This window comes from Streptomyces sp. NPDC030814 (assembly GCF_055572155.1).
In genome coordinates, this window is sequence record NZ_JBVIDX010000003.1 from 397,874 (window position 1) to 419,646 (window position 21,773).

17 protein-coding genes are annotated in these 21,773 nt (G+C 72.0%); 11 read left to right on the top strand and 6 right to left on the bottom strand.

All coding sequences use genetic code 11. The features are described from left to right. The first annotated feature begins 46 nt into the window (after positions 1–46). The 8 genes from ACZ43N_RS08625 (at position 47) to lgt (ending at position 6,584) form a co-directional block, all read left to right on the top strand. Positions 47–322 (top strand): HGxxPAAW family protein, encoded by a 276-nt coding sequence (locus ACZ43N_RS08625; protein ID WP_468095992.1) that lies wholly within the window; start codon positions 47–49, stop codon positions 320–322. A gap of 79 nt (positions 323–401) precedes the next feature. Next, positions 402–866, top strand: a complete 465-nt coding sequence (locus tag ACZ43N_RS08630; protein ID WP_468095994.1) for a DUF2752 domain-containing protein — start codon at positions 402–404, stop codon at positions 864–866. Between the two features lie 172 nt (positions 867–1,038). Next, complete coding sequence (gene trpC / locus ACZ43N_RS08635; protein ID WP_468095996.1) at positions 1,039–1,848, top strand: indole-3-glycerol phosphate synthase TrpC; 810 nt, start codon at positions 1,039–1,041, stop codon at positions 1,846–1,848. 178 nt (positions 1,849–2,026) lie between these two features. After that, positions 2,027–2,197, top strand: a complete 171-nt coding sequence (trpM, locus tag ACZ43N_RS08640; RefSeq protein ID WP_468096464.1) for a tryptophan biosynthesis modulator TrpM — start codon at positions 2,027–2,029, stop codon at positions 2,195–2,197. Between the two features lie 188 nt (positions 2,198–2,385). Beyond that, entirely contained in the window at positions 2,386–3,675 is a 1,290-nt protein-coding gene (trpB, locus tag ACZ43N_RS08645; protein ID WP_468095997.1) for a tryptophan synthase subunit beta, read from the top strand. After that, positions 3,672–4,508, top strand: a complete 837-nt coding sequence (gene trpA / locus ACZ43N_RS08650) for a tryptophan synthase subunit alpha (protein WP_468095998.1) — start codon at positions 3,672–3,674, stop codon at positions 4,506–4,508. The genes trpB and trpA overlap by 4 nt, the downstream gene beginning before the upstream one ends. 150 nt (positions 4,509–4,658) lie before the next feature. Then, positions 4,659–5,435, top strand: a complete 777-nt coding sequence (locus ACZ43N_RS08655) for a thioredoxin domain-containing protein (RefSeq protein WP_468096000.1) — start codon at positions 4,659–4,661, stop codon at positions 5,433–5,435. A 126-nt stretch (positions 5,436–5,561) separates the two neighbouring features. Next, positions 5,562–6,584, top strand: coding sequence for a prolipoprotein diacylglyceryl transferase (gene lgt / locus ACZ43N_RS08660; protein ID WP_468096001.1), 1,023 nt, complete (start codon positions 5,562–5,564; stop codon positions 6,582–6,584). Between the two features lie 108 nt (positions 6,585–6,692). Here the strand turns inward: lgt and ACZ43N_RS08665 are convergent, their stop codons facing one another. From ACZ43N_RS08665 to ACZ43N_RS08690, 6 genes are read right to left on the bottom strand one after another with little or no spacing between them, the layout of a single operon-like run. Next, on the bottom strand, positions 6,693–7,547 hold the full coding sequence (locus tag ACZ43N_RS08665; RefSeq protein ID WP_468096003.1) for an HpcH/HpaI aldolase/citrate lyase family protein: 855 nt from the start codon (positions 7,545–7,547) through the stop codon (positions 6,693–6,695). Then, positions 7,544–8,743: a CaiB/BaiF CoA transferase family protein gene (locus ACZ43N_RS08670; RefSeq protein ID WP_468096004.1), complete on the bottom strand. Its 1,200-nt coding sequence runs from the start codon at positions 8,741–8,743 to the stop codon at positions 7,544–7,546. The genes ACZ43N_RS08665 and ACZ43N_RS08670 overlap by 4 nt, the downstream gene beginning before the upstream one ends. Further along, positions 8,740–10,116, bottom strand: a complete 1,377-nt coding sequence (locus ACZ43N_RS08675; RefSeq protein ID WP_468096006.1) for an ADP-ribosylglycohydrolase family protein — start codon at positions 10,114–10,116, stop codon at positions 8,740–8,742. The genes ACZ43N_RS08670 and ACZ43N_RS08675 overlap by 4 nt, the downstream gene beginning before the upstream one ends. Continuing rightward, a complete protein-coding gene (locus tag ACZ43N_RS08680; protein ID WP_468096007.1) occupies positions 10,113–11,297 on the bottom strand; it encodes an ADP-ribosylglycohydrolase family protein in 1,185 nt (394 codons plus the stop codon). Before ACZ43N_RS08680 ends, ACZ43N_RS08675 begins: the two co-directional genes overlap by 4 nt. A 7-nt stretch (positions 11,298–11,304) precedes the next feature. Continuing rightward, the gene (locus tag ACZ43N_RS08685) at positions 11,305–12,843 is read right to left on the bottom strand and encodes an ADP-ribosylglycohydrolase family protein (RefSeq protein ID WP_468096008.1); all 1,539 of its coding nucleotides are present in this window, start codon (positions 12,841–12,843) and stop codon (positions 11,305–11,307) included. After that, a complete protein-coding gene (locus ACZ43N_RS08690; RefSeq protein ID WP_468096009.1) occupies positions 12,840–13,925 on the bottom strand; it encodes an ADP-ribosylglycohydrolase family protein in 1,086 nt (361 codons plus the stop codon). Before ACZ43N_RS08690 ends, ACZ43N_RS08685 begins: the two co-directional genes overlap by 4 nt. 485 nt (positions 13,926–14,410) lie before the next feature. On the opposite strand from ACZ43N_RS08690, the gene ACZ43N_RS08695 reads away from it, so the two are divergent. The 3 genes from ACZ43N_RS08695 to ACZ43N_RS08705 all read left to right on the top strand — a co-directional run bounded on the left by ACZ43N_RS08695 (position 14,411) and on the right by ACZ43N_RS08705 (position 21,569). Then, positions 14,411–15,139 (top strand): VIT1/CCC1 transporter family protein, encoded by a 729-nt coding sequence (locus tag ACZ43N_RS08695; RefSeq protein WP_468096011.1) that lies wholly within the window; start codon positions 14,411–14,413, stop codon positions 15,137–15,139. A 372-nt stretch (positions 15,140–15,511) separates the two neighbouring features. Then, entirely contained in the window at positions 15,512–20,116 is a 4,605-nt protein-coding gene (gene gltB, locus ACZ43N_RS08700) for a glutamate synthase large subunit (RefSeq protein WP_468096012.1), read from the top strand. Then, a complete protein-coding gene (locus ACZ43N_RS08705; RefSeq protein WP_468096014.1) occupies positions 20,109–21,569 on the top strand; it encodes a glutamate synthase subunit beta in 1,461 nt (486 codons plus the stop codon). The genes gltB and ACZ43N_RS08705 overlap by 8 nt, the downstream gene beginning before the upstream one ends. Positions 21,570–21,773 lie beyond the last annotated feature (204 nt).

Genomic DNA, 21,773 nt, shown 5'->3' on the forward strand with positions numbered 1-21,773 from the left:
CGCATCGAGCACTCGCATGGAGCAACTGAGCAACGAGGAGCAAGTCATGGCGGGCAGCAGCCACGGCCACACCCCGGCCGCCTGGACCGGCGTCACCATCGCCTTCATCGGTTTCTGCGTCTCGGGCGCCTACATGGTGATGGCCGAACCGCTGGGATTCTGGGCGGGCATGGTCATCGTCCTCCTCGGCGGTGTCGTGGGCCTGATCATGAAGTCCATGGGCCTCGGTCAGGCGAAGTCGGCGCACGGTGACGACTGGTCGGGCGCGGCGACGGAAGAGGCCAAGGCCGTCAGCGGCGAGCCCCTTCCCGCCAAGAGCTGACGTTCCGCGCAGGGTGGTCCGGTGCGCCGTACGGCGCCCGACCACCCTTCTCGCGCGGGTACGGCGCGCGCCGGGCACAATGCGGTGTGTGAACGCCGAGACCCAGCCAGTCGTGCCACCCCCGCACACCGGACGGGCCGCTCAGAGCGGGGCGCCGCGCCGGCTGTGGGCGCCGGCCGCCGCCCTCGCGGCCGTCGGCGGTGCCTTCGCGTATGTCGCGGCCGTGGACCCGAACGAACCCGGCCACTACCCCGTCTGCCCGCTCTGGCGCTTCACCCGCCTGTACTGCCCTGGCTGCGGCGGGCTGCGCAGCGCCCACGCCTTCGCCCACGGTGACCTCGCCACCGCCCTCAGGGACAACGCGCTCGCGGTGGCCGCCTTTCTGGCGTTCGCGGTGCTGTGGACCGTCTGGGTGGTCCGGGCGGCACGCGGACGACCGATGCGGCTCGAACTCCGGCCGCTGTGGCTGTGGGCGCTCGGCGCGTCCGTGGCTGCCTTCACGATGGTCCGGAACCTGCCGTTCGGGGAATGGCTGCACCCTTGATCGAACGGGAAAGGTCCAGCTGGTGGGACCGCCGTCAACCGGATGCGAGAGCTGTGCCCCGGTCCGGCTACCATCGCAGTGAACCGCCAGGACCCTGTGAAGCGCCCGGCAGCCGAAACCCGACTGTCAAACGTTGTCACCGATCGCAACCGTCTGAAAGGGGGCCGCTCGCGTGAGTGTGCTCGACGAGATCATCGACGGAGTCCGTGCCGACCTTTCGGAGCGGCAGGCCCGCGTCAGCCTCGAAGAGCTCAAGGAGCGCGCGGCGAAGGCTCCGGCGGCCAAGGACGGCGCGGCCGCCCTGCGCGGTGACGGCGTCAAGGTGATCTGCGAGGTCAAGCGGTCCAGTCCCTCCAAGGGCGCGCTGGCCGCGATCGCCGACCCGGCCGGCCTCGCCGCCGACTACGAGGCGGGCGGCGCGGCGGTCATCTCCGTCCTCACCGAGCAGCGCCGCTTCGGCGGTTCGCTGGCCGACCTGGAGGCCGTGCGGGCCCGCGTGGACATCCCCGTGCTGCGCAAGGACTTCATCGTCACCTCCTACCAGCTGTGGGAGGCCCGGGCGTACGGCGCCGATCTGGCCCTGCTGATCGTCGCGGCCCTCGACCAGCCCGCCCTGGAGTCCCTGATCGAGCGCGCCGAGTCCATCGGGCTCACCCCGCTCGTCGAGGTGCACGACGAGGACGAGGTCGAGCGGGCGGTCGACGCCGGCGCCCGTGTCATCGGCGTCAACGCGCGCAACCTCAAGACCCTGGAGGTCGACCGCTCCACGTTCGAGCGTGTCGCCCCCGAGATCCCCGACCGGATCGTCAAGGTCGCCGAGTCGGGTATCCGCGGCCCCCACGACCTCATCGCCTACGCCAACGCCGGCGCCGACGCGGTCCTCGTGGGCGAGTCCCTCGTCACCGGCAAGGACCCGAGGACGGCCGTCGCCGACCTCGTCGCCGCCGGTGAGCACCCGGCGCTGCGCCACGGGCGGAGCTGACCGCACCATGACCGACCGCACCTCCGCAGCCGACCGGTCGGGGCACGTCCCGGCCGGGGCCGCGGGGTGCACACGGCCGGCCCCGGCGGCGTCGCCCATGGCCGGTACGCCCGAGCCCGGTATCCACCACCCGGGTGAGGCCGGGCCGGTAGGCTGTGCTCCGATGTTCTCGCTCACCATGACCAGCAGGGACCCCTACGCCCGCCTCGCGCGCGGGTGCCGTCCCCGTGGCTGCCGGGCGCCCGCGCGCCGGGTTCACGGGCGCCGGGTCCGCTATGTCATCGGTGACGAGCCGGGCCAGGTGAACGGCATGCGATGGCCCCGGCCCATGTCACCCGCGGCGAGCTGAGCGGAGTCCCGCTCCGCACACCGGGTGACGCCCGTCCACCGGAAGACGCGTACGGCCCCGGCCGGTTCGGCGGCGCCGCACGAGCGGCTGCCCGCGGCCGCCTCCCGCCGCGCGTCTCCTGTGGCGTCCCTGTATGGGCCTCTCAACGTCCGATCGACATCGGGGCTGTGCCCCTGTGAGGTAATCGCATGTCCAGCGAGTTCTTCATCCCCGACCCGGAGGGCCGGGTCCCCAGCGCCGAGGGGTATTTCGGCGCGTACGGCGGCAAGTTCATCCCGGAGGCGCTGGTCGCCGCGGTGGACGAGGTCGCCGTCGAGTACGACAAGGCGAAGGCCGACCCCGAGTTCGCGCGCGAACTCGACGATCTGCTCGTCAACTACACCGGCCGGCCCAGCGCGCTGACCGAGGTCCCCCGGTTCGCCGAGCACGCCGGTGGCGCCCGGGTGTTCCTCAAGCGTGAGGACCTCAACCACACCGGATCCCACAAGATCAACAACGTGCTGGGGCAGGCCCTGCTCACCAAGCGCATGGGCAAGACCCGGGTCATCGCCGAGACCGGCGCGGGCCAGCACGGCGTCGCCACCGCCACGGCCTGCGCGCTCTTCGGGCTCGACTGCACCATCTACATGGGCGAGATCGACACCCAGCGCCAGGCCCTGAACGTGGCCCGCATGCGCATGCTGGGCGCCGAGGTCATCGCCGTGAAGTCCGGCTCCCGGACCCTCAAGGACGCCATCAACGAGGCGTTCCGCGACTGGGTGGCCAACGTCGACCGCACGCACTACCTCTTCGGCACCGTGGCCGGCCCGCACCCCTTCCCCGCCATGGTCCGCGACTTCCACCGGGTCATCGGCGTCGAGGCCCGGCGGCAGCTGCTGGAGCGCGCCGGGCGGCTGCCCGACGCCGCTGTCGCCTGTGTGGGCGGCGGCTCCAACGCCATCGGCCTCTTCCACGCGTTCATCCCGGACGCCTCCGTACGCCTCATCGGCTGCGAACCCGCGGGCCACGGCGTCGAGACCGGCGAGCACGCGGCGACGCTGACCGCCGGTGAACCGGGCATCCTGCACGGATCGCGCTCGTACGTCCTCCAGGACGAGGAAGGGCAGATCACCGAGCCGTACTCGATCTCGGCCGGTCTGGACTACCCGGGCATCGGCCCGGAGCACTCCTACCTCAAGGACAGCGGCCGCGGGGAGTACCGCGCGGTCACCGACGACGCTGCCATGCAGGCGCTGCGTCTGCTGTCGCGCACCGAGGGCATCATCCCGGCGATCGAGAGCGCCCACGCCCTCGCCGGTGCCCTGGAGGTCGGCAGGGAACTGGGCAAGGACGGGCTGATCGTGGTCAACCTGTCCGGGCGCGGCGACAAGGACATGGACACCGCGGCCCGGTACTTCGGTCTCTACGACGAGGGGACCGACGCCGAGGTGGCCGCCAACGCCGCCGACACCGCCGAGATCGAGGGGGACGCCAAGTGAACGGGGCCGCATCCACCGGAGGCAACAGCCGGCTGTTGAGTGACACCCTCGCCGCCGCCAAGGCGCAGGGGCGCTCCGCGCTCATCGCCTATCTGCCGGCCGGGTTCCCGACCGTCGACGGCGGTATCGCCGCGATCAAGGCCGTCTTCGAGGGCGGCGCCGACATCGTCGAGGTGGGGCTGCCGCACAGCGACCCCGTCCTCGACGGCCCCGTCATCCAGACCGCCGACGACATCGCCCTGCGCGGCGGCGTCAAGATCGCGGATGTGATGCGCACGGTGCGGGAGGCCTTCGAGGCCACCGGGAAGCCCGTGCTCGTCATGACGTACTGGAACCCCATCGACCGCTATGGCGTCGAGCGCTTCACCGCCGAGCTCGCGGCAGCCGGCGGCGCGGGCTGCATCCTGCCCGACCTGCCCGTCCAGGAGTCGGCGCTGTGGAGGGAGCACGCCGAGAAGCACGGCCTCGGCACGGTCTTCGTGGTCGCGCCCAGCAGCAAGGACGCCCGCCTCGCCGAGATCACCGCGGCGGGCAGCGGCTTTGTCTACGCCGCCTCGCTGATGGGCGTCACGGGCACCCGGGAGTCGGTCGGCGCCCAGGCCCAGGACCTGGTGCGGCGCACCCGCGCAACCGGCACCGAGCTGCCGGTCTGCGTCGGCCTCGGTGTCTCCAACGCCGAGCAGGCCGCCGAGGTCGCCGGGTTCGCCGACGGGGTGATCGTCGGCTCCGCGTTCGTCAAGCGGATGCTGGACGCCCCGGACGAGGCGGCCGGTCTGGATGCCGTACGGGAACTGGCCGGTGACCTCGCCAAGGGCGTGCGCCGGCAGGTGTGACCGGCGCGTCTGCCCTGGCGTGAGCGGGGCGTGACGTTCACCCGTTTGTCGTACGAGGCGGGCCGGACGCAACGGGTCGTCCGCTCACCCGAAGGGGTGGAAGTGGGACCGGGGAGGCGCGGTGCGCCTCCCCGGTTCGTTCTGCGGAATGTGAGCGAGAACAACCGTGAGGGAAAGCGCACCGCCCGTGAGCGGCTGGCGGAGGAGCGCGAGAAGCAGAAGGCCGCCGAGAAACGCCGTCGGGCCCTGATCGTGGGTGCCTCGGTGGTGTGTGTCCTGGGCCTGGCCGCCGTGATCGGTGTCGTCGCGGCCAACGCGGGCAAGGACGACGGCGGCGACGCCTCGGGCCCGGTCGTGGCGCCCTCCGGGGCCAACGGCGAGAACAGCCTCGTGCTCCCCGTCGGGGACGCCGGCGCCAGGTCCACCCTCACGGTCTGGGAGGACTTCCGCTGCCCGGCCTGCAAGTCCTTCGAGGACGCGTACCGCTCGACGATCCACGAACTGACCGAGGCCGGCCAACTGAAGGTCGAGTACCGCCTCGCCACCCTGATCGACGGGAACATGGGCGGCAGCGGCTCCCGCAAGGCCGCCAACGCCGCCGCGTGCGCGCAGAACGCCGGCAGGTTCCCCGCGTACCACGACGTGCTCTACCAGAACCAGCCGCCCGAGACCGACGACGCCTTCTCGCGGAACAGCACGCTGATCGACCTGGCGAAGAAGGTCGACGGCCTCGACACGGCCGCGTTCCGCACCTGTGTCGAGGACGGCAGGCACAACGCCTGGGTCGCGAAGTCCAACGAGGCCTTCCAGAAGGGACGCTTCGGCGGCACACCCAGCGTTTTCCTCAACGGCACCAACATCTACGCCGACCGGTCGATGACCCCGGCCAAGCTGAAGCAGATGGTGGAGAAGAACGCCCAGGGGTGAAACCGGTGGGGCCTCCGGGACCGCGGAAATCCGTGCGGCGACCGGGACTTCGCCGGATGGCGTTATGGACCCGTTGCCGGGCTGCCTGCCGTCGGCCGGGCCCGGCAGGGTAGCGTCGACCCTGCCATGGAACTTGCCTACATTCCCAGCCCGTCGCGCGGGGTGCTGTACCTCGGTCCCGTCCCGCTGCGCGGCTACGCCTTCTGCATCATCCTCGGTGTCTTCGTAGCCGTCTGGCTCGGCAACAAACGCTGGGTCGCCCGGGGCGGGCGCGCCGGTACGGTCGCCGACATCGCTGTCTGGGCCGTTCCCTTCGGCCTGATCGGCGGCCGGCTCTACCACGTGATCACGGACTACGAGCTGTACTTCAGCGAGGGCCGTGACTGGGTGGACGCCTTCAAGGTGTGGGAGGGCGGCCTCGGCATCTGGGGCGCGATCGCCCTCGGCGCGGTGGGCGCGTGGATCGGATGCCGACGCCGTGGCATCCCGCTGCCCGCGTACGCGGACGCCGTCGCGCCGGGTATCGCCCTCGCCCAGGCCATCGGGCGGTGGGGCAACTGGTTCAACCAGGAGCTGTACGGCAAGCCGACGGATCTGCCGTGGGCACTGGAGATCACGTCCTCCACGGACGGGCGGATGCCCGGCACCTACCACCCGACCTTCCTGTACGAGTCGCTGTGGTGCATCGGCGTCGCGGTGCTGGTCATCTGGGCCGACCGGCGGTTCCGGCTCGGGCACGGGCGGGCGTTCGCGCTGTACGTCGCCGCGTACTGCGCCGGGCGGTTCTGGATCGAGTACATGCGGGTCGACGAAGCGCACCACATCCTGGGACTGCGGCTCAACAACTGGACCGCGCTGCTCGTGTTCGTGCTCGCCGTGGTCTACATCGTGCTGTCGGCCCGGAAGCGGCCCGGGCGCGAGGAGGTCGTCGAGCCGGGCGCCGGTGACGGTGACGACGATTCCACGGCTCTGGAGAAGGACGGGGACACGGAGTCGGAGGAGGCCGCCGACAAGAGCTCCGAGAAGGCCGCCGACAAGGCGTCCGAGTCCGGGAAGCCCTCGGGGAAGGCTTCCGGGACCTCCGAGGAGAAGAAGGACGTGAAGGACGCGAAGGTCTCGGACGCGCCCCAGGCCGCCGAGAAGAGCTGAGGGCTCGCCCGCATCGCTGTGATCCGCCGCTTAGCGGTGGATGCTTCCCGCCCACCCGCCTGTTCAGGCGGGTGGGCTCCTCGCTTTCGGGCCGCGGCCCGGTGCCGGTCAGTGTCGCGTGGGGCGGTGGGCGAGGGCCAGGGTCCGGCGGGCCTGGGCCAGGATCGCGGGGTCGATGAAGTGGCCCGTCGGGAGGGCCTGCGCACCAGGGGTCGCGGCGGCCGCTTCGACGATGTGCTCGGCGGATTCGATCTCCGCCGGGGTCGGGGCGTAGGCGTGTTCGATGACGGGGAGCTGGCGGGGGTGGATCGCGGTACGGCCGAGGAAACCCAGGGCGCGACCGCGCGCGCAGGAGCGGGCCAGGCCGTCGAGATCCTTGGTGTCCGGGTAGACGGACTGCGCGGGGGAGGGGAGACCCGCGGCGCGGGCGGCGACGATCACCCGGGAGCGGGACCAGTCGAGCGCCCGGTCGTCGTGGACGGCCAGGTCGGCGCGGAGGTCCGCCTCACCGAGCGCGATGCCCTGGAGCGAAGGATGGGCGGCGGCGATCTCGTACGCCCGTTCCACGGCCAGCGCCGACTCCAGGAGGGCATGGAGGGGGAGCGCCCCTCCGTCGGCGGGGGCCGCGCGCTCCGCGACGCGGACCACGTCGGCGGGGGCAGAGACCTTCGGGAGGCGGAGGGCGCCCAGACCGGGGAGCGGGGCCAGCGTCTTGAGGTCGTCCTCGGCGTACGCGGTGTCCAGGTCGTTCACCCGGACGTGGACGGGCACCGGCGGGGGCTCCGAGAGCAACTCGGCGGTGGCGGACCGCGCGTACTCCTTGCGGTCGGGGGCGACCGCGTCCTCCAGGTCGACGATCACCACGTCGGCGCCGGCGGCCAGGGCCTTGGTCACCACCTCCGGGCGGTCGCCGGGCACGTAGAGCCAGGTCAGGGGGACGGTGGTGACGGGGCGGAGGGTCACAGTGCGCCCTCCGCACGGAGGGTCGCGATGTCCGCCCCGGTCAGGCCCAGCTCGGTGAGGACCGAGTCCGTGTCCGCACCGTGCGGGCGGCCCGCCCAGCGGATGCCGCCAGGTGTCGCGGAGAGGCGGAAGAGGACGTTCTGCATGCGCAGGGGGCCCAGGTCGGGGTCGTCGACGGTCGTGATGGTGTCGAGGGCCCGGTACTGGGGATCGGCCATCACGTCCCGGACGTCCTGGATGGGGGCGACCGCCGCCTCCGCCTTCTCGAACGCCTCGATGACCTCCTCCCTGCCGTGGCGGGCGATCCACGCGCCGACCGCCTCGTCCAGGACGTCCGTGTGGCGGGCCCGCTCCGCGCCCGAGCCGAACCACGGTTCGTCGATCAGCTCCGGGTGCCCGACCAGGCGCATCACCCGCTCCGCGACGGACTGGGCGGAGGTGGACACGGCCACCCAGGAGCCGTCCGCCGTGCGATAGGTGTTGCGGGGCGCGTTGTTGGCGGAGCGGTTGCCCGTGCGGGGCTGGACATGGCCCAGCTGGTCGTACCAGAGGGGTTGGGGGCCGAGGACGGTGAGGATCGGCTCGATGATCGCCATGTCCACCGTCTGCCCCTCGCCCGTCCGGTCACGCGCGGCGAGCGCGGTCATCACCGCGTACGCCGTCGCCAGGCCCGCGATCGAGTCGGCGAGGCCGAACGGCGGCAGCACCGGCGGGGCGTCCGGTTCTCCGGTGATCGCGGCGAAACCGCTCATGGCCTCGGCGAGCGTGCCGAAGCCGGGGCGGTGCGCGTACGGGCCGAACTGGCCGAAGCCGGTGACGCGGGCGAGGACCAGGCGCGGGTTGGCGGCGGACAGCTCCGGCCAGCCCAGGCCCCACTTCTCCAGGGTGCCGGGCCGGAAGTTCTCGATGATCACGTCGGAGGTCGCGGCGAGACGGAGGAGGGTGTCCCGGCCGCCGGGCTTCGAGAGGTTCAGCGTCACGGTCCGCTTGTTGCGGCCGAGGAGTTTCCACCACAGGCCCACGCCGTCCTTCGAGGGGCCGTGGCCACGGGACGGATCGGGCTTCGTGGGGTGCTCGACCTTGATGACCTCCGCGCCGAAGTCGCCGAGCATCGTGGCGGCGAGGGGACCGGCGAAGAGAGTGGCGAGGTCGAGGACGCGCAGATGGCTGAGCGGGGGGTCGTACGCCTGGGTCATGAGCGGCGGACCTCCCGGAGGGTGAGGTGGGCCAGGGCGTCGAAGCCGATGCCGTTGAAGTCGGCGACCGAGGTGGCCAGGCGGTTCTTGAGCGGGGCCGTCCACCGGTCGGGCAGCGCCTGTGCGGAGCCGGCCAGGAGGCCCGCGATGCTGCCCGCCGTCGCGCCGACCGAGTCGGTGTCCCAGCCGCCCGACACCGCACGGCACACCGAGGCGGTGAAGTCGCCGTCCGCGTGGGTGAGGGCGGCGGTCAGCAGGGCGGTGTTGGGGATGGCGTGGACCCAGTGGTGGTCGGCGTAGGTGGAGTGGAGTTCGTCGACGATCCTGTCGAAGTCCCTTTCCTCCGCGGCCAGTCGGAGGGCCTGGCGGATCGCTCGTGCCAGCCGGGAGTGCTCGGGGACGACGGTGAGGCCGGTCCGCAGACAGTGGTGGACGTCGTGGACGCCGGTGGTGGCCTCGGCGATGACGGCCGCGACGAACATCGCCGCGTACACGCCGTTCGCGGTGTGGGTGAGGGTGGCGTCGCGATGGGCCTGCGCTGCCGCGGTCGCCGGGTCGCCGGGATTGGTCCAGCCGTGGACGTCGGCGCGGATCAGGGCGCCGATCCACTCGCGGAACGGATTGCGGTGGCGTGCGGTCCGGGGCGGCTCGATACCGGTGAGCAGATTGCGGTAGGCGACGCGTTCGGCGGTGAAGGTGCGGCCCGCGGGGAGTTCGTCGAGCCAGAGGGCCGCCACGTCGGTGGTGGTGAAGCGGGGGCCGTGCCGCTGGAGAAGGAGGAGGTTGAGGAGGGGGTAGTTGAGGTCGTCGTCCTCGGGCATGCCGTCGATGTTCTCGGCGAGGGAGGTCTGCGCCGAGCGGCGGTTCCAGGGGTGGGCCCGCAGCAGGTCGGCGGGGACTCCCCGGGCGGTGAAATACGCGTTCAGGGGCCAGTTCCCGCTGGTCTGGGCGAGCCGGCGGATGGCGGTGAGAGGGAGCTTCTCGACGGGTTTGCCGAGGAGACAGCCGACGGCTCGGCCCAGCCAGGCGGCCTCCAGGGCCGCCGGTCGTACGGCCACCTCGGCCCGGGTGCCCCGGCGCGCGGTGGGCCAGTCCGGGCACAGGGCCTTGATCCTGTCGAGTTCCGTCGGTTCCCGGTCCGCCGAACGGCTGGGCAGGTCCGCCAGCTCGTCCAGCAGATCCTCGGCGAGCAACCGCAGGTAGCGGGAGGCCGGTTGGGGGGAAGCGCCGTCGCGGAGCGGGGCCTCGGGGCCGCCCGCGTTCTTCCAGCGGGTGGCGATGGCGGAGGTCTCGCGGCCGTCCTGGGCCGCCTGCTGGAGTTCATGGCCGAGGAGGTCCTCGGGCTGGACCCAGGTGAGGCGCAGGGCGGTCATCGGGTGCCCGCCAGGGTGGTGAAGGCGGCCTCGTGGGCCCGGCGACGGCGTACGTCCTGCTCGTGGATCTGGAGGGCGACCTCCGTCAACGCCGCGGCGGGCGCGTGGAGATCCAGGCGGCTCGCCTCCGCGACCGTCTTCGCCCAGTCCCCCGGCACGTCCGACCCCAGCGCTCCGGCCAGGGCACCCGCCATCGTGGCGATGGAGTCGCAGTCACGCCCGTAGTTCACCGAACCCAGGACCGCGTGGCGGTAGTCGCCACGGGCCACCAGCAACATGCCAAGGGCGATGGGGAGTTCCTCGATGGAGTGGAGGCGGGAGGGGCGGCGCGCGCCGAGGGAGGGGGCGCGGTAGTCGGCGCCGACCGTGTCGTAGGGCGTCACCGCTTCGCGCAGCGGTTTCAGCGCCGACTCGAAGTCCCTGTGACGGGAGGCCACCTCGCACACCGCCTCGATCGCGGCGCGCGTGCCGTCCTTGGCCAGCCGTACGCAGGCCTCGACCACCGACTGCGCGGTGGCGCCCGGTGCGCACGCCGCCGCGACGGCCGCCGCGAAGACGCCTGCCGCCTCCCTGCCGTACGACGACTGGTGGGCGCCCGCGATGTCGAGGGCCTCGGCGTACGCGCCCCGCGGGTCGGCCGCGTTCACCAGGCCGACCGGTGCCATGTACATCGCGGCACCGCAGTTGACGATGTTGCCCGCGCCCGCCTCGCGTGGGTCGACGTGGCCGTAGTGCAGACGGGCCACCAGCCACTTCTCGGCGAGGAAGACACGCTGCAGGGGGAGGGCCTCCGCCTCCAGCTCCGGGATCCAGCGCGGGGTGGTCATCAGGTCGGGGACCAGGTGCTCGGCGATCGCGTACGCGTCCAGGTGGTCGCGGACCCGCTCGTAGACCCGCACCAGCGCGTGGGTCATCAAGGTGTCGTCGGTGACGTGTCCGTCGCCCTTGTGGTACGGGGCGATCGGCCGGGCGGTGCGCCAGTCGTCGCCGTTCCAGGGGCCGACGACGCCGTGGACGCGGCCGCCGTGGCGTTCGAGGATCTGCTCCGGGGTGTAGCCCTCGACCGGGCCGCCGAGGGCGTCGCCGACGGCGGCGCCGACCAGGGCGCCGGTGATGCGTTCCTCAAGGCTCGCGTCGGTGTGCGGCACTGCGTGGCGATGGGCTTCCATGGGGGGCGTCATGCCCGAATCATCCTCCGGGGGAGGCGAGTTCCGTGGTTGCGAGAAGTTCGGCGAGGTGTACGAGATCCGTACCGGTGAGGCGGGGGAGGGCGCAGCCGGAGAGGGTGCGGCAGGCGTCCCGCCAGGCGTCGGGGATGGCGGTGGCGCCGCCGAGCGCGCCGGTCAGGGCCCCGGCGAGGGCGGGGGCGGAGTCGGCGACACGGGAGAGGCAGGCGGCGGCGGGGACGGCCTCGGCGATCCGGCCGCGGGCGGCGGTGGCCAGGGCGAGGGCGACGGGGACCGTCTCGGCGGCGGCGATGCCGTAGCTGTAGACGTGGTCGACGATCTGGTGCTCCAGCAGCGGTACCAGGGCGAATGTTCCTTCTCTTCCGTGGCGGCGGGCCAGGTCCAGGGCGTGGCGGGCGTTGCGTCCGATCTCCGTCTCCTCCGGGAGTTCGGCGAGGGCCGCCGCCGCGCACGCGTCGACGTCCGCGCCGGCGAGCGCGAGCGCGAGGGCGGCGGCCATCGCGCGGGCGCCGTGCACGCCGTCGCCGTCCTGGGTGTAGCGGGCGTCGAACTCGGCGAGCTCGGCGGCGCGCCCGGGGTCGCTGGGGTGGGCCACCGCGAGCACACAGGCGCGTACGCAGGCCGCGTCGTCGAAGTAGTGCGGGTTGTCGTGGCCGGTGGCGGGCGGGCGCAGGCCGGTGGCGAGGTTGCCGAGGCCGGCGCGTACGGAGATACGGGCACGGAGGGGGAGGACGGCGGACTCGACCTCGGGGGCACGTTCCGCCGCCGCGGCGATCTCGCTGGCGACGGTGTTCCAGGAGAGGTCGATGGAGGCGCGGGTACGGCGCTCCAGGCTCAGGTCACCGAGGGCGGCGGCGTCCGAGGCTCGCAGGAGCGCCTCGGCGGCGAAGGCCGCCCATTCCGCGTCGTCGGAGGGGCCGAGGCGGAGGGGCTCGGGGGGCTGGTTGAGGGCGATGGGGACGGGGAGGGTGGTCGTCGCGTTCTGCTCGGCGAAGGTGTCGAGTTCGCGGGTGAGGCGGCGGGTCCACTCGGGCATGCGGGCCGCCCGGTGGCGGGCGGCGGGCCAGCCGGCGGCGTCGCCTGCGGCGAGGCCGAGCAGGAGGCCCTCGATTCTGGTCCCGGTCCGGGCGGGGGGCCGGGCCGTGCGGGCGGGCGCGGGTTCGTGTGCTGGGGAGTCGTGCCCGACCGACCCAGCCGTTGCTCTGTCGTCGTCGTGTGCGGGTGGCCCCTGCGGCGGCATCTCGTCGTCGGCGGCTGCGGGTGGTTGTCGGGGGGTGGTCGCGTCGGCGGCGGCTGCGGGTGGTTGTCGGGCGGTGGTCGCGTCGTCGGCGGTTGTGTTGTCTGCGGTTGCAGGGGGTGCCGGCTCGGGGTCGGGCGTTGCCGGGGGTTCTTGGGCGGCCGACTCACTGTCTGTGCGCGTGTCACCGTCTGTGCTCGTGGTCGCTGCTTCCGAGGGTGCCCCGGGCAGGGTCGGCGCGGGCGGTGTCAGGGTGAGGGGGGTCCCTGCCGGGCCCTCGTCCCAGGGGCTGGGCGGGTTCATGGGCGGGTCTCCTCGTCGGGGGCCAGGGCGTAGGCGGGCGGGGTGGGCCGGGTCGGGGGGAGGGGGCCGGTGATCCACTTGGCGCAGTCGTCCGGGGTGAGGAGTTCGGCGACGTCCAGGACGTGGTGGCCCGCCATGGACGGCAGGCAGCTGCCTCGCGCGGGGCCGATGGGTGTCGTCCACTCGGCGGGGATGGACGAGGCGCCGCGGGTGGCTCCGGCCAGGGCGCCCGCGACGGCCGCGGTCGTGTCGGCGTCGCGGCCCATGTTGACCGCGGTGAGGACGGACTCGGTGAAGTCGCCGTCCGCCGCCGCGTACGCGCCGAAGGCGAGGGCGACCGCCTCGGGGGCGAGGTCGGTCCACGGGTAGCCGCCGATGACGACGGCGGAACGGACCGCACGCTCGCCGCGGTGGGCGACGGCGACCGCGCGGCGCAGCGAGCGCGCGGTCCAGGAGTCGTCCGGGATGACGGCCAGGGCGGAGGCCACCACCGCGATGGTCGGCGCGCCCGCCATCGCCGCTGCCACACCCGCCGCGACGGCCTGACCGCCGTAGATGCCCTCCCCGTCGTGGCTGACCGAGCCGTCGATGGCGACCAGGCGGGCCGCCTCCGCGGGGCGGCCCGCCGCGAACACGCCGAAGGGAGCCGCGCGCATCGCCAGACCGTCGCTCCAGGCGTGCCGGTGCTGGGCGGAGATCGGGGCGGCCAGCCCCCGACGGAGGTTCTCCAGGGTGCCGCGTTCGCTGAAGCCGGCGCCCCGGAACGGGCCCTCGTCCAGGTCCGCGATCCACTGGTGCCAGGCCGTCTCCACATGGGTGACGGTGAGCGCCGAGCCGTGCCGGGCCAGCAGCAGCCCGGAGAAGATGGCGTACTCGGTGTCGTCCGTGCCGGCGGGGTTCTCGGCGACGTACCCCGTGATGCGGCCCCAGCGGGCACGGATCTCGGAGGGCTTCATGTTCTCCGCGGGCGCCCCCAGCGCGTCCCCGACGGCGAGCCCGAGCATGGCGCCGCGCGCCCGCTCGCGGAGACCGGTGGCGTCCCCCGGCATCGGGGCCGGGGGGACGCAGGCGATGGAAGGCATAGGGCGCCTCTCTGGCCCGAGGGCCGGTCCAGCGGATCCTGTCCGAGGGGGGTAGGGGGCGGCATGCGGCTGCCTGGCGGTGTGCGTGCGTCCGGCTGGCTGGTGGTGCCCGGTCGGTGCCTACGGCCCTGCAGGTGGTCCGTCGTCCGGCCGTGGTGGGCCGGTGACCCGTTGCCATCCGGTGGCGCCTGCGGCTCCTCGGAGCCCTGCGTACTCCGACCGGTGGGTCCGCAGTCCTATGGGCAGTTGATCCGTTCTGAAGATTTCTCTGTGAAGATCTCTGCCACATCCCGTGGCCGACCGGCCCCCTGAGTGCCCCGGTATCACCCGGTCGACATCTGTGCGGAGCTCTGTACGAATGAGCGGCGACGATTCCTCGAACAGCCGTGAACCCCGGTCGACTGCCGGCGAACTCAGGCTCGGCTGCGGGTAAGTACGGCCTTCCTTGCTGGCAGAAGCGATTTTCCGAGCGTACGTTCGGATGTATGGCGATCATTGACACCGAAGCAGCGCTGCACGTGGCGCACCGCGACAACCACACGCACCGGGACGTGAACGGCGGCTGGCTGCGCCCGGCTGTGTTCGGTGCGATGGACGGGCTCGTGTCCAACCTGGCGCTGATGACCGGTGTCGCCGGCGGCACGGCCGGCCGGGAGGCGGTCGTCGTCGCCGGGCTCGCCGGGCTCGCCGCCGGGGCCTTCTCGATGGCGGCCGGCGAGTACACTTCCGTGGCCTCGCAGCGCGAACTCGTCGAAGCGGAACTGGACGTCGAGCGGCGGGAGTTGCGCAAGCACCCCAAGGACGAGGAGAAGGAGCTGGCCGCCCTCTACGAGGCCCGCGGCGTCGAGCCGGGACTCGCCCGCGAAGTCGCGAGACAGCTCTCGCACGACCCCGAGCAGGCGCTGGAGATCCATGCCCGCGAGGAGCTGGGCATCGACCCCGGGGACCTCCCCTCGCCCGCCGTCGCCGCCGTGTCGAGCTTCGGCTCCTTCGCGCTCGGCGCCCTGCTGCCCGTGCTGCCGTATCTGCTCGGTGCTCGCGCGCTGTGGCCCGCCGTCCTGGTGGCGTTGCTGGGGCTTTTCGCCTGTGGTGCCCTGGTGGCGAAGGTGACGGCCAGAAGCTGGTGGTACAGCGGGCTGCGTCAGCTGGCCCTCGGGGGTGCCGCGGCCGGTGTGACGTACGCCCTCGGCACTCTGTTCGGTGCAGCCGTATGATGGATCGGATGGCTATGTATGCGGCGGGTCGTATAAATAGTCGTTACCAGGCGGTTTCGAATGCTTAACCGCTGGGCATGAGCCGTAAGCGCCGCCGGCAATGACGCCTGCACCGCACCCTTTCGCGGAGGGCGATGACGCCCCCCGCGCTCCGAGTCGAAGGACATGGATCTGTCCGGCTGGCTCCCCTTGCTCCCGCCGTCGTGCGCCGTACCCGATCGGCGCCGCGGCGTCCGCATGTTGGAACGAACTATCCCGGTTCCCGAGAAGCGCTCCATCATGTAACCTGCACGAAATTTTGCACTCCGCGCAGAGGGCCAACGTCGTCCCTCGGCAACTTGCACATGCCACATGACGACGACGGGAGAGCCGATGCGTACGCCGCGCCAGCCGTCCCAGCACTCCACGAATGGCCAGAAGTGGTCGTTCATGGATGCTCGCCCTGCTGCGCAGGGTATGTACGACCCCCGCAACGAGCGCGACGCCTGTGGCGTCGGCTTCGTGGCCACCCTCACCGGCGAGGCGAGCCATGCGCTGGTCGAGCAGGCGCTCACCGTTCTGCGCAACCTCGAGCACCGCGGTGCCACCGGCTCCGAGCCGGACTCCGGTGACGGCGCCGGCATCCTCTCCCAGGTGCCCGACGGCTTCTTCCGCGAGGTGGCCGGATTCGAGCTGCCCGAGGCCGGTGCGTACGCCGTCGGTATCGCCTTCCTGCCCGAGGACGCCGCCGACGACGCGGCCGCCCGCATCGACGCCATCGCCGCCGAGGAGGGCCTGACCGTCCTCGGCTGGCGCGAGGTGCCCGTCGCGCCCGAACTGCTCGGCGCCACGGCCCGCTCGACGATGCCGGCCTTCCGCCAGATCTTCGTCACCGACGGCGCCGCAGTGCCTTCCACGGACATCGAACTCGACCGCAAGACGTTCGTGCTGCGCAAGCGCGCCGAGCGCGAGGTCGACGTCTACTTCCCCTCGCTGTCCGCGCGGACCATCGTCTACAAGGGCATGCTGACCACCGGCCAGCTGGAGCCCTTCTTCCCGGACCTGTCCGACCGCCGCTTCGCCTCCGCGATCGCGCTCGTGCACTCCCGGTTCTCGACCAACACCTTCCCGTCGTGGCCACTCGCCCACCCGTACCGCTTCGTCGCGCACAACGGCGAGATCAACACGGTCAAGGGCAACCGCAACTGGATGCGCGCCCGCGAGTCCCAGCTGGTCTCCGACCTGTTCGGGCCGCAGGAGAAGCTGGAGCGGATCTTCCCGATCTGCACCCCGGAGGCCTCCGACTCGGCGTCCTTCGACGAGGTGCTCGAACTGCTCCACCTCGGCGGCCGTTCGCTCCCGCACTCCGTGCTGATGATGATCCCGGAGGCGTGGGAGAACCACGACTCCATGGACCCGGCCCGCCGCGCCTTCTACCAGTACCACTCCACGATGATGGAGCCCTGGGACGGCCCGGCCTGTGTCACCTTCACCGACGGCCGTCAGGTCGGCGCGGTCCTCGACCGCAACGGCCTTCGCCCCGGCCGCTACTGGGTCACCGACGACGGCCTCGTCGTCCTCGGTTCCGAGGTCGGCGTCCTCGACATCGACCCCGCCAAGGTCGTCCGCAAGGGCCGCCTCCAGCCCGGCCGCATGTTCCTCGTCGACACCGTCGAGCACCGCATCATCGAGGACGACGAGATCAAGGCCGCCCTCGCCGCCGAGCACCCCTACGCGGAGTGGCTGGAGGCCGGCGAGATCGAGCTGTCCGACCTGCCCGAGCGCGAGCACATCGTGCACACCCACGCCTCGGTCACCCGCCGCCAGCAGACCTTCGGGTACACCGAGGAGGAGCTGCGCGTCATTCTCGCGCCGATGGCCAAGGCCGGCGCCGAGCCGATCGGCTCCATGGGCACCGACTCGCCGATCGCCGCCCTCTCCTCTCGCCCGCGGCTGCTGTTCGACTACTTCACCCAGCTGTTCGCGCAGGTCACCAACCCGCCGCTGGACGCGATCCGCGAGGAGCTGGTCACCTCGCTGCGCTCCTCGCTGGGCCCCGAGGGCAACATCCTGGAACCGACCGCCGCGTCGTGCCGCAGCGTCACCCTGCCCTTCCCGGTGATCGACAACGACGAGCTGGCCAAGCTCATCCACATCAACGCCGACGGCGACATGCCCGGCATGAAGGCCGCGACCCTCTCCGGCCTGTACCGGGTCTCCGGTGGCGGTGACGCCCTCGCCGCGCGCATCGAGGAGATCTGCGCCGAGGCCGACGCCGCGATAGACAACGGCGCCCGCCTGATCGTCCTGTCGGACCGCCACTCGGACGCCGAGCACGCGCCGATCCCGTCGCTGCTGCTCACCGCGGCCGTCCACCACCACCTCATCCGCACCAAGCAGCGCACCCAGGTGGGCCTGCTGGTCGAGGCCGGTGACGTCCGCGAGGTCCACCACGTCGCCCTGCTCATCGGCTACGGTGCCGCCGCCGTCAACCCGTACCTGGCGATGGAGTCCGTCGAGGACCTCGTCCGCGCCGGAACGTTCCTTTCCGGTATCGAGCCCGAGCAGGCCATCCGCAACCTGATCTACGCCCTCGGCAAGGGCGTGCTGAAGGTCATGTCGAAGATGGGCATCTCCACCGTGGCCTCCTACCGCGGCGCCCAGGTCTTCGAGGCCGTCGGCCTCGCCGACGAGTTCGTCGAGAAGTACTTCAACGGCACGGCCACCAAGATCGGCGGTGTCGGCATCGACGTCATCGCCAAGGAGGTCGCCGCCCGCCACGCCAAGGCGTACCCGGCCTCCGGCATCGCGCCGGCGCACCGCGCCCTGGAGATCGGCGGCGAGTACCAGTGGCGCCGCGAGGGCGAACCGCACCTGTTCGACCCGGAGACGGTCTTCCGCCTCCAGCACTCCACGCGCTCGGCCCGCTACGACATCTTCAAGCAGTACACCGAGCGGGTGAACGAGCAGTCCGAGCGGCTGATGACGCTGCGCGGTCTGTTCGGCTTCAAGTCGGACCGGCAGCCGATCCCGGTCGACGAGGTCGAGCCGGTCTCCGAGATCGTCAAGCGGTTCTCGACCGGCGCCATGTCGTACGGCTCCATCTCCAAGGAGGCGCACGAGACCCTCGCCATCGCCATGAACCAGCTGGGCGGCAAGTCCAACACCGGTGAGGGCGGCGAGGACCCCGAGCGCCTGTACGATCCGGCGCGCCGGTCGTCCATCAAGCAGGTCGCCTCCGGCCGCTTCGGTGTGACCTCCGAGTACCTGGTCAACGCGGACGACATCCAGATCAAGATGGCCCAGGGCGCCAAGCCCGGTGAGGGCGGCCAGCTGCCCGGCCACAAGGTGTACCCGTGGGTCGCGAAGACACGTCACTCGACGCCGGGCGTGGGCCTGATCTCCCCTCCGCCGCACCACGACATCTACTCCATCGAGGACCTGGCCCAGCTGATCCACGACCTCAAGAACGCCAACCCGCAGGCCCGCATCCACGTGAAGCTGGTCTCCGAGGTCGGCGTCGGCACGGTCGCGGCCGGTGTGTCCAAGGCGCACGCCGACGTCGTCCTCATCTCCGGCCACGACGGCGGTACGGGCGCCTCCCCGCTCACCTCGCTGAAGCACGCGGGCGGTCCCTGGGAGCTCGGCCTCGCCGAGACCCAGCAGACCCTGCTGCTCAACGGTCTGCGTGACCGCATCGTCGTGCAGACCGACGGCCAGCTGAAGACCGGCCGTGACGTGATCATCGCCGCGCTGCTCGGCGCCGAGGAGTTCGGTTTCGCGACCGCCCCGCTGGTCGTGTCCGGCTGCGTCATGATGCGCGTCTGCCACCTGGACACCTGCCCGGTCGGCATCGCCACGCAGAACCCGACGCTCCGCGACCGGTTCTCCGGCAAGGCCGAGTACGTCGTGAACTTCTTCCGGTTCATCGCCGAGGAGGTCCGCGAACTGCTGGCCGAGCTGGGCTTCCGCTCCATCGAGGAGGCCGTCGGTCACGCCGAGGTCCTCGACGTGGAGCGCGCCGTCGACCACTGGAAGGCGCAGGGCCTGGACCTGGAGCCGCTGTTCCACGTGCCCGAGCTGCCCGAGGGCGCGGTGCGCCACCGGATCGTCGAGCAGGACCACGGCCTGGAGAAGGCGCTCGACAACGAGCTGATCAAGCTCGCGGCGGACGCCCTGGCCGCCTCCGACGCGACCGAGGCCCAGCCCGTGCGCGCCCAGGTCAAGGTCCGCAACATCAACCGCACGGTCGGCACCATGCTCGGCCACGAGGTGACGAAGAAGTTCGGCGGCGCCGGCCTGCCCGACGACACCATCGACATCACCTTCACCGGTTCCGCGGGCCAGTCCTTCGGCGCCTTCCTCCCGCGCGGTGTCACGCTGCGCCTGGAGGGCGACGCCAACGACTACGTCGGCAAGGGCCTCTCCGGCGGCCGGGTGATCGTCCGCCCGGACCGGGGCGCCGACCACCTCGCCGAGTACTCGACGATCGCCGGCAACACCATCGCCTACGGCGCGACCGGCGGCGAACTGTTCCTGCGCGGCCGTACGGGCGAGCGGTTCTGCGTCCGCAACTCCGGCGCGCTGGTCGTCGCCGAGGGCGTGGGCGACCACGGCTGCGAGTACATGACCGGCGGTCACGCGGTCGTCCTCGGCGAGACGGGCCGCAACTTCGCGGCCGGTATGTCCGGCGGCATCGCGTACGTCATCGACCTCGACCGCGACAACGTCAACGTCGGCAACGTGAACGCCGTCGAGGCGCTCGACGACACCGACAAGCAGTGGCTGCACGACGTGGTGCGCCGCCACGCCGAGGAGACCGGATCCACGGTCGCCGAGAAGCTGCTCGCGGAGTGGGACGAGGCCGTGACCCGCTTCAGCAAGATCATCCCCAGCACGTACAAGGCAGTGCTCGCCGCCAAGGACGCCGCCGAGCGAGCCGGTCTCTCCGAGACCGAGATCACCGAGAAGATGATGGAGGCGGCGACCAATGGCTGATCCCAAGGGCTTTCTCAACCACGGCCGCGAGGTCGCCAAGTCCCGGCCCGTCGACGTCCGGCTGAAGGACTGGAACGAGGTCTACGTCCCGGGTTCGCTGCTCCCGATCATCTCGAAGCAGGCGTCCCGCTGCATGGACTGCGGCATCCCGTTCTGCCACAACGGCTGTCCGCTGGGGAACCTCATCCCCGAGTGGAACGACTACGCCTACCGCGAGGACTGGGCGGCCGCCTCCGAGCGCCTGCACGCCACCAACAACTTCCCGGAGTTCACGGGCCGGCTGTGCCCGGCCCCGTGCGAGTCGGCGTGTGTGCTCGGCATCAACCAGCCCGCCGTCACCATCAAGAACGTCGAGGTCTCGATCATCGACAAGGCGTGGGACGGCGGCGACGTGGCGCCGCAGATCCCGGAGCGTCTGTCCGGCAAGACGGTCGCGGTCATCGGCTCCGGCCCGGCGGGCCTCGCGGCGGCGCAGCAGCTGACGCGGGCCGGTCACACGGTCGCGGTCTACGAGCGCGCCGACCGCGTCGGCGGTCTGCTCCGCTACGGCATCCCCGAGTTCAAGATGGAGAAGCGGCACATCAACCGGCGTATCGAGCAGATGCGCGCGGAGGGCACCCGCTTCCGTACGGGCATCGAGATCGGCCGCGACCTCAAGGCGACCGACCTGAGGAAGCGGTACGACGCCGTCGTGATCGCCGCCGGTGCCACGACCGCGCGTGACCTGCCGGTCCCCGGCCGCGAGCTGAACGGCATCCACCAGGCCATGGAGTACCTGCCGCTGGCCAACAAGGTGCAGGAGGGCGACTTCGTGGCGCCCCCCATCACCGCCGAGGGCAAGCACGTCGTGGTCATCGGCGGCGGTGACACCGGCGCCGACTGCGTGGGCACCGCCCACCGCCAGGGCGCGGCCTCCGTGACCCAGCTGGAGATCATGCCGAAGCCGGGCGAGGAGCGTGCCCCGCACCAGCCGTGGCCGACCTTCCCGATGCTCTACAAGGTCACCTCCGCGCACGAGGAGGGCGGTGAGCGGGTCTACTCCGTCTCCACCACCCACTTCGAGGGCGACGAGGACGGCAACGTCCAGTGGCTGCACCTCGTCGAGGTCGAGTTCGTCGACGGCAAGCTGACGCAGAAGCCGGGCACGGAGCGCAAGATCCCCGCCCAGCTCGTCACCCTCGCGATGGGCTTCACCGGCACCGACCGGGAGAACGGCCTGGTCGAGCAGTTCGGCCTGGAGCTCGACGAGCGCGGCAACATCGCCCGCGACGCCGACTTCCAGACCAACGTGCCGGGTGTGTTCGTGGCGGGCGACGCCGGCCGCGGCCAGTCGCTCATCGTGTGGGCGATCGCGGAGGGCCGCTCGGCCGCCCGCGGCTGCGACCGCTTCCTGACGGGCGCGAGCGACCTGCCGGCACCGATCCGCCCGACGGACCGCGCGCTGACGGTCTGATCGACCTGGACCGACAGACGTCCCGTACAACGGCGTACGGAACACAGACGGCGCCTGCCCACTAGTCCCCGACCGGACGCTTGGGCGGGCGCCGTCGCATGTGCGGCTACGGATCGTCTGCTTGGCGGTGGTCGTCGGCACGTGCGGCGAGTCCTCCAGGGCCGCGTGCAGCGCGGGGTGCGGACAGTGCAGGCAGAGCCGCAG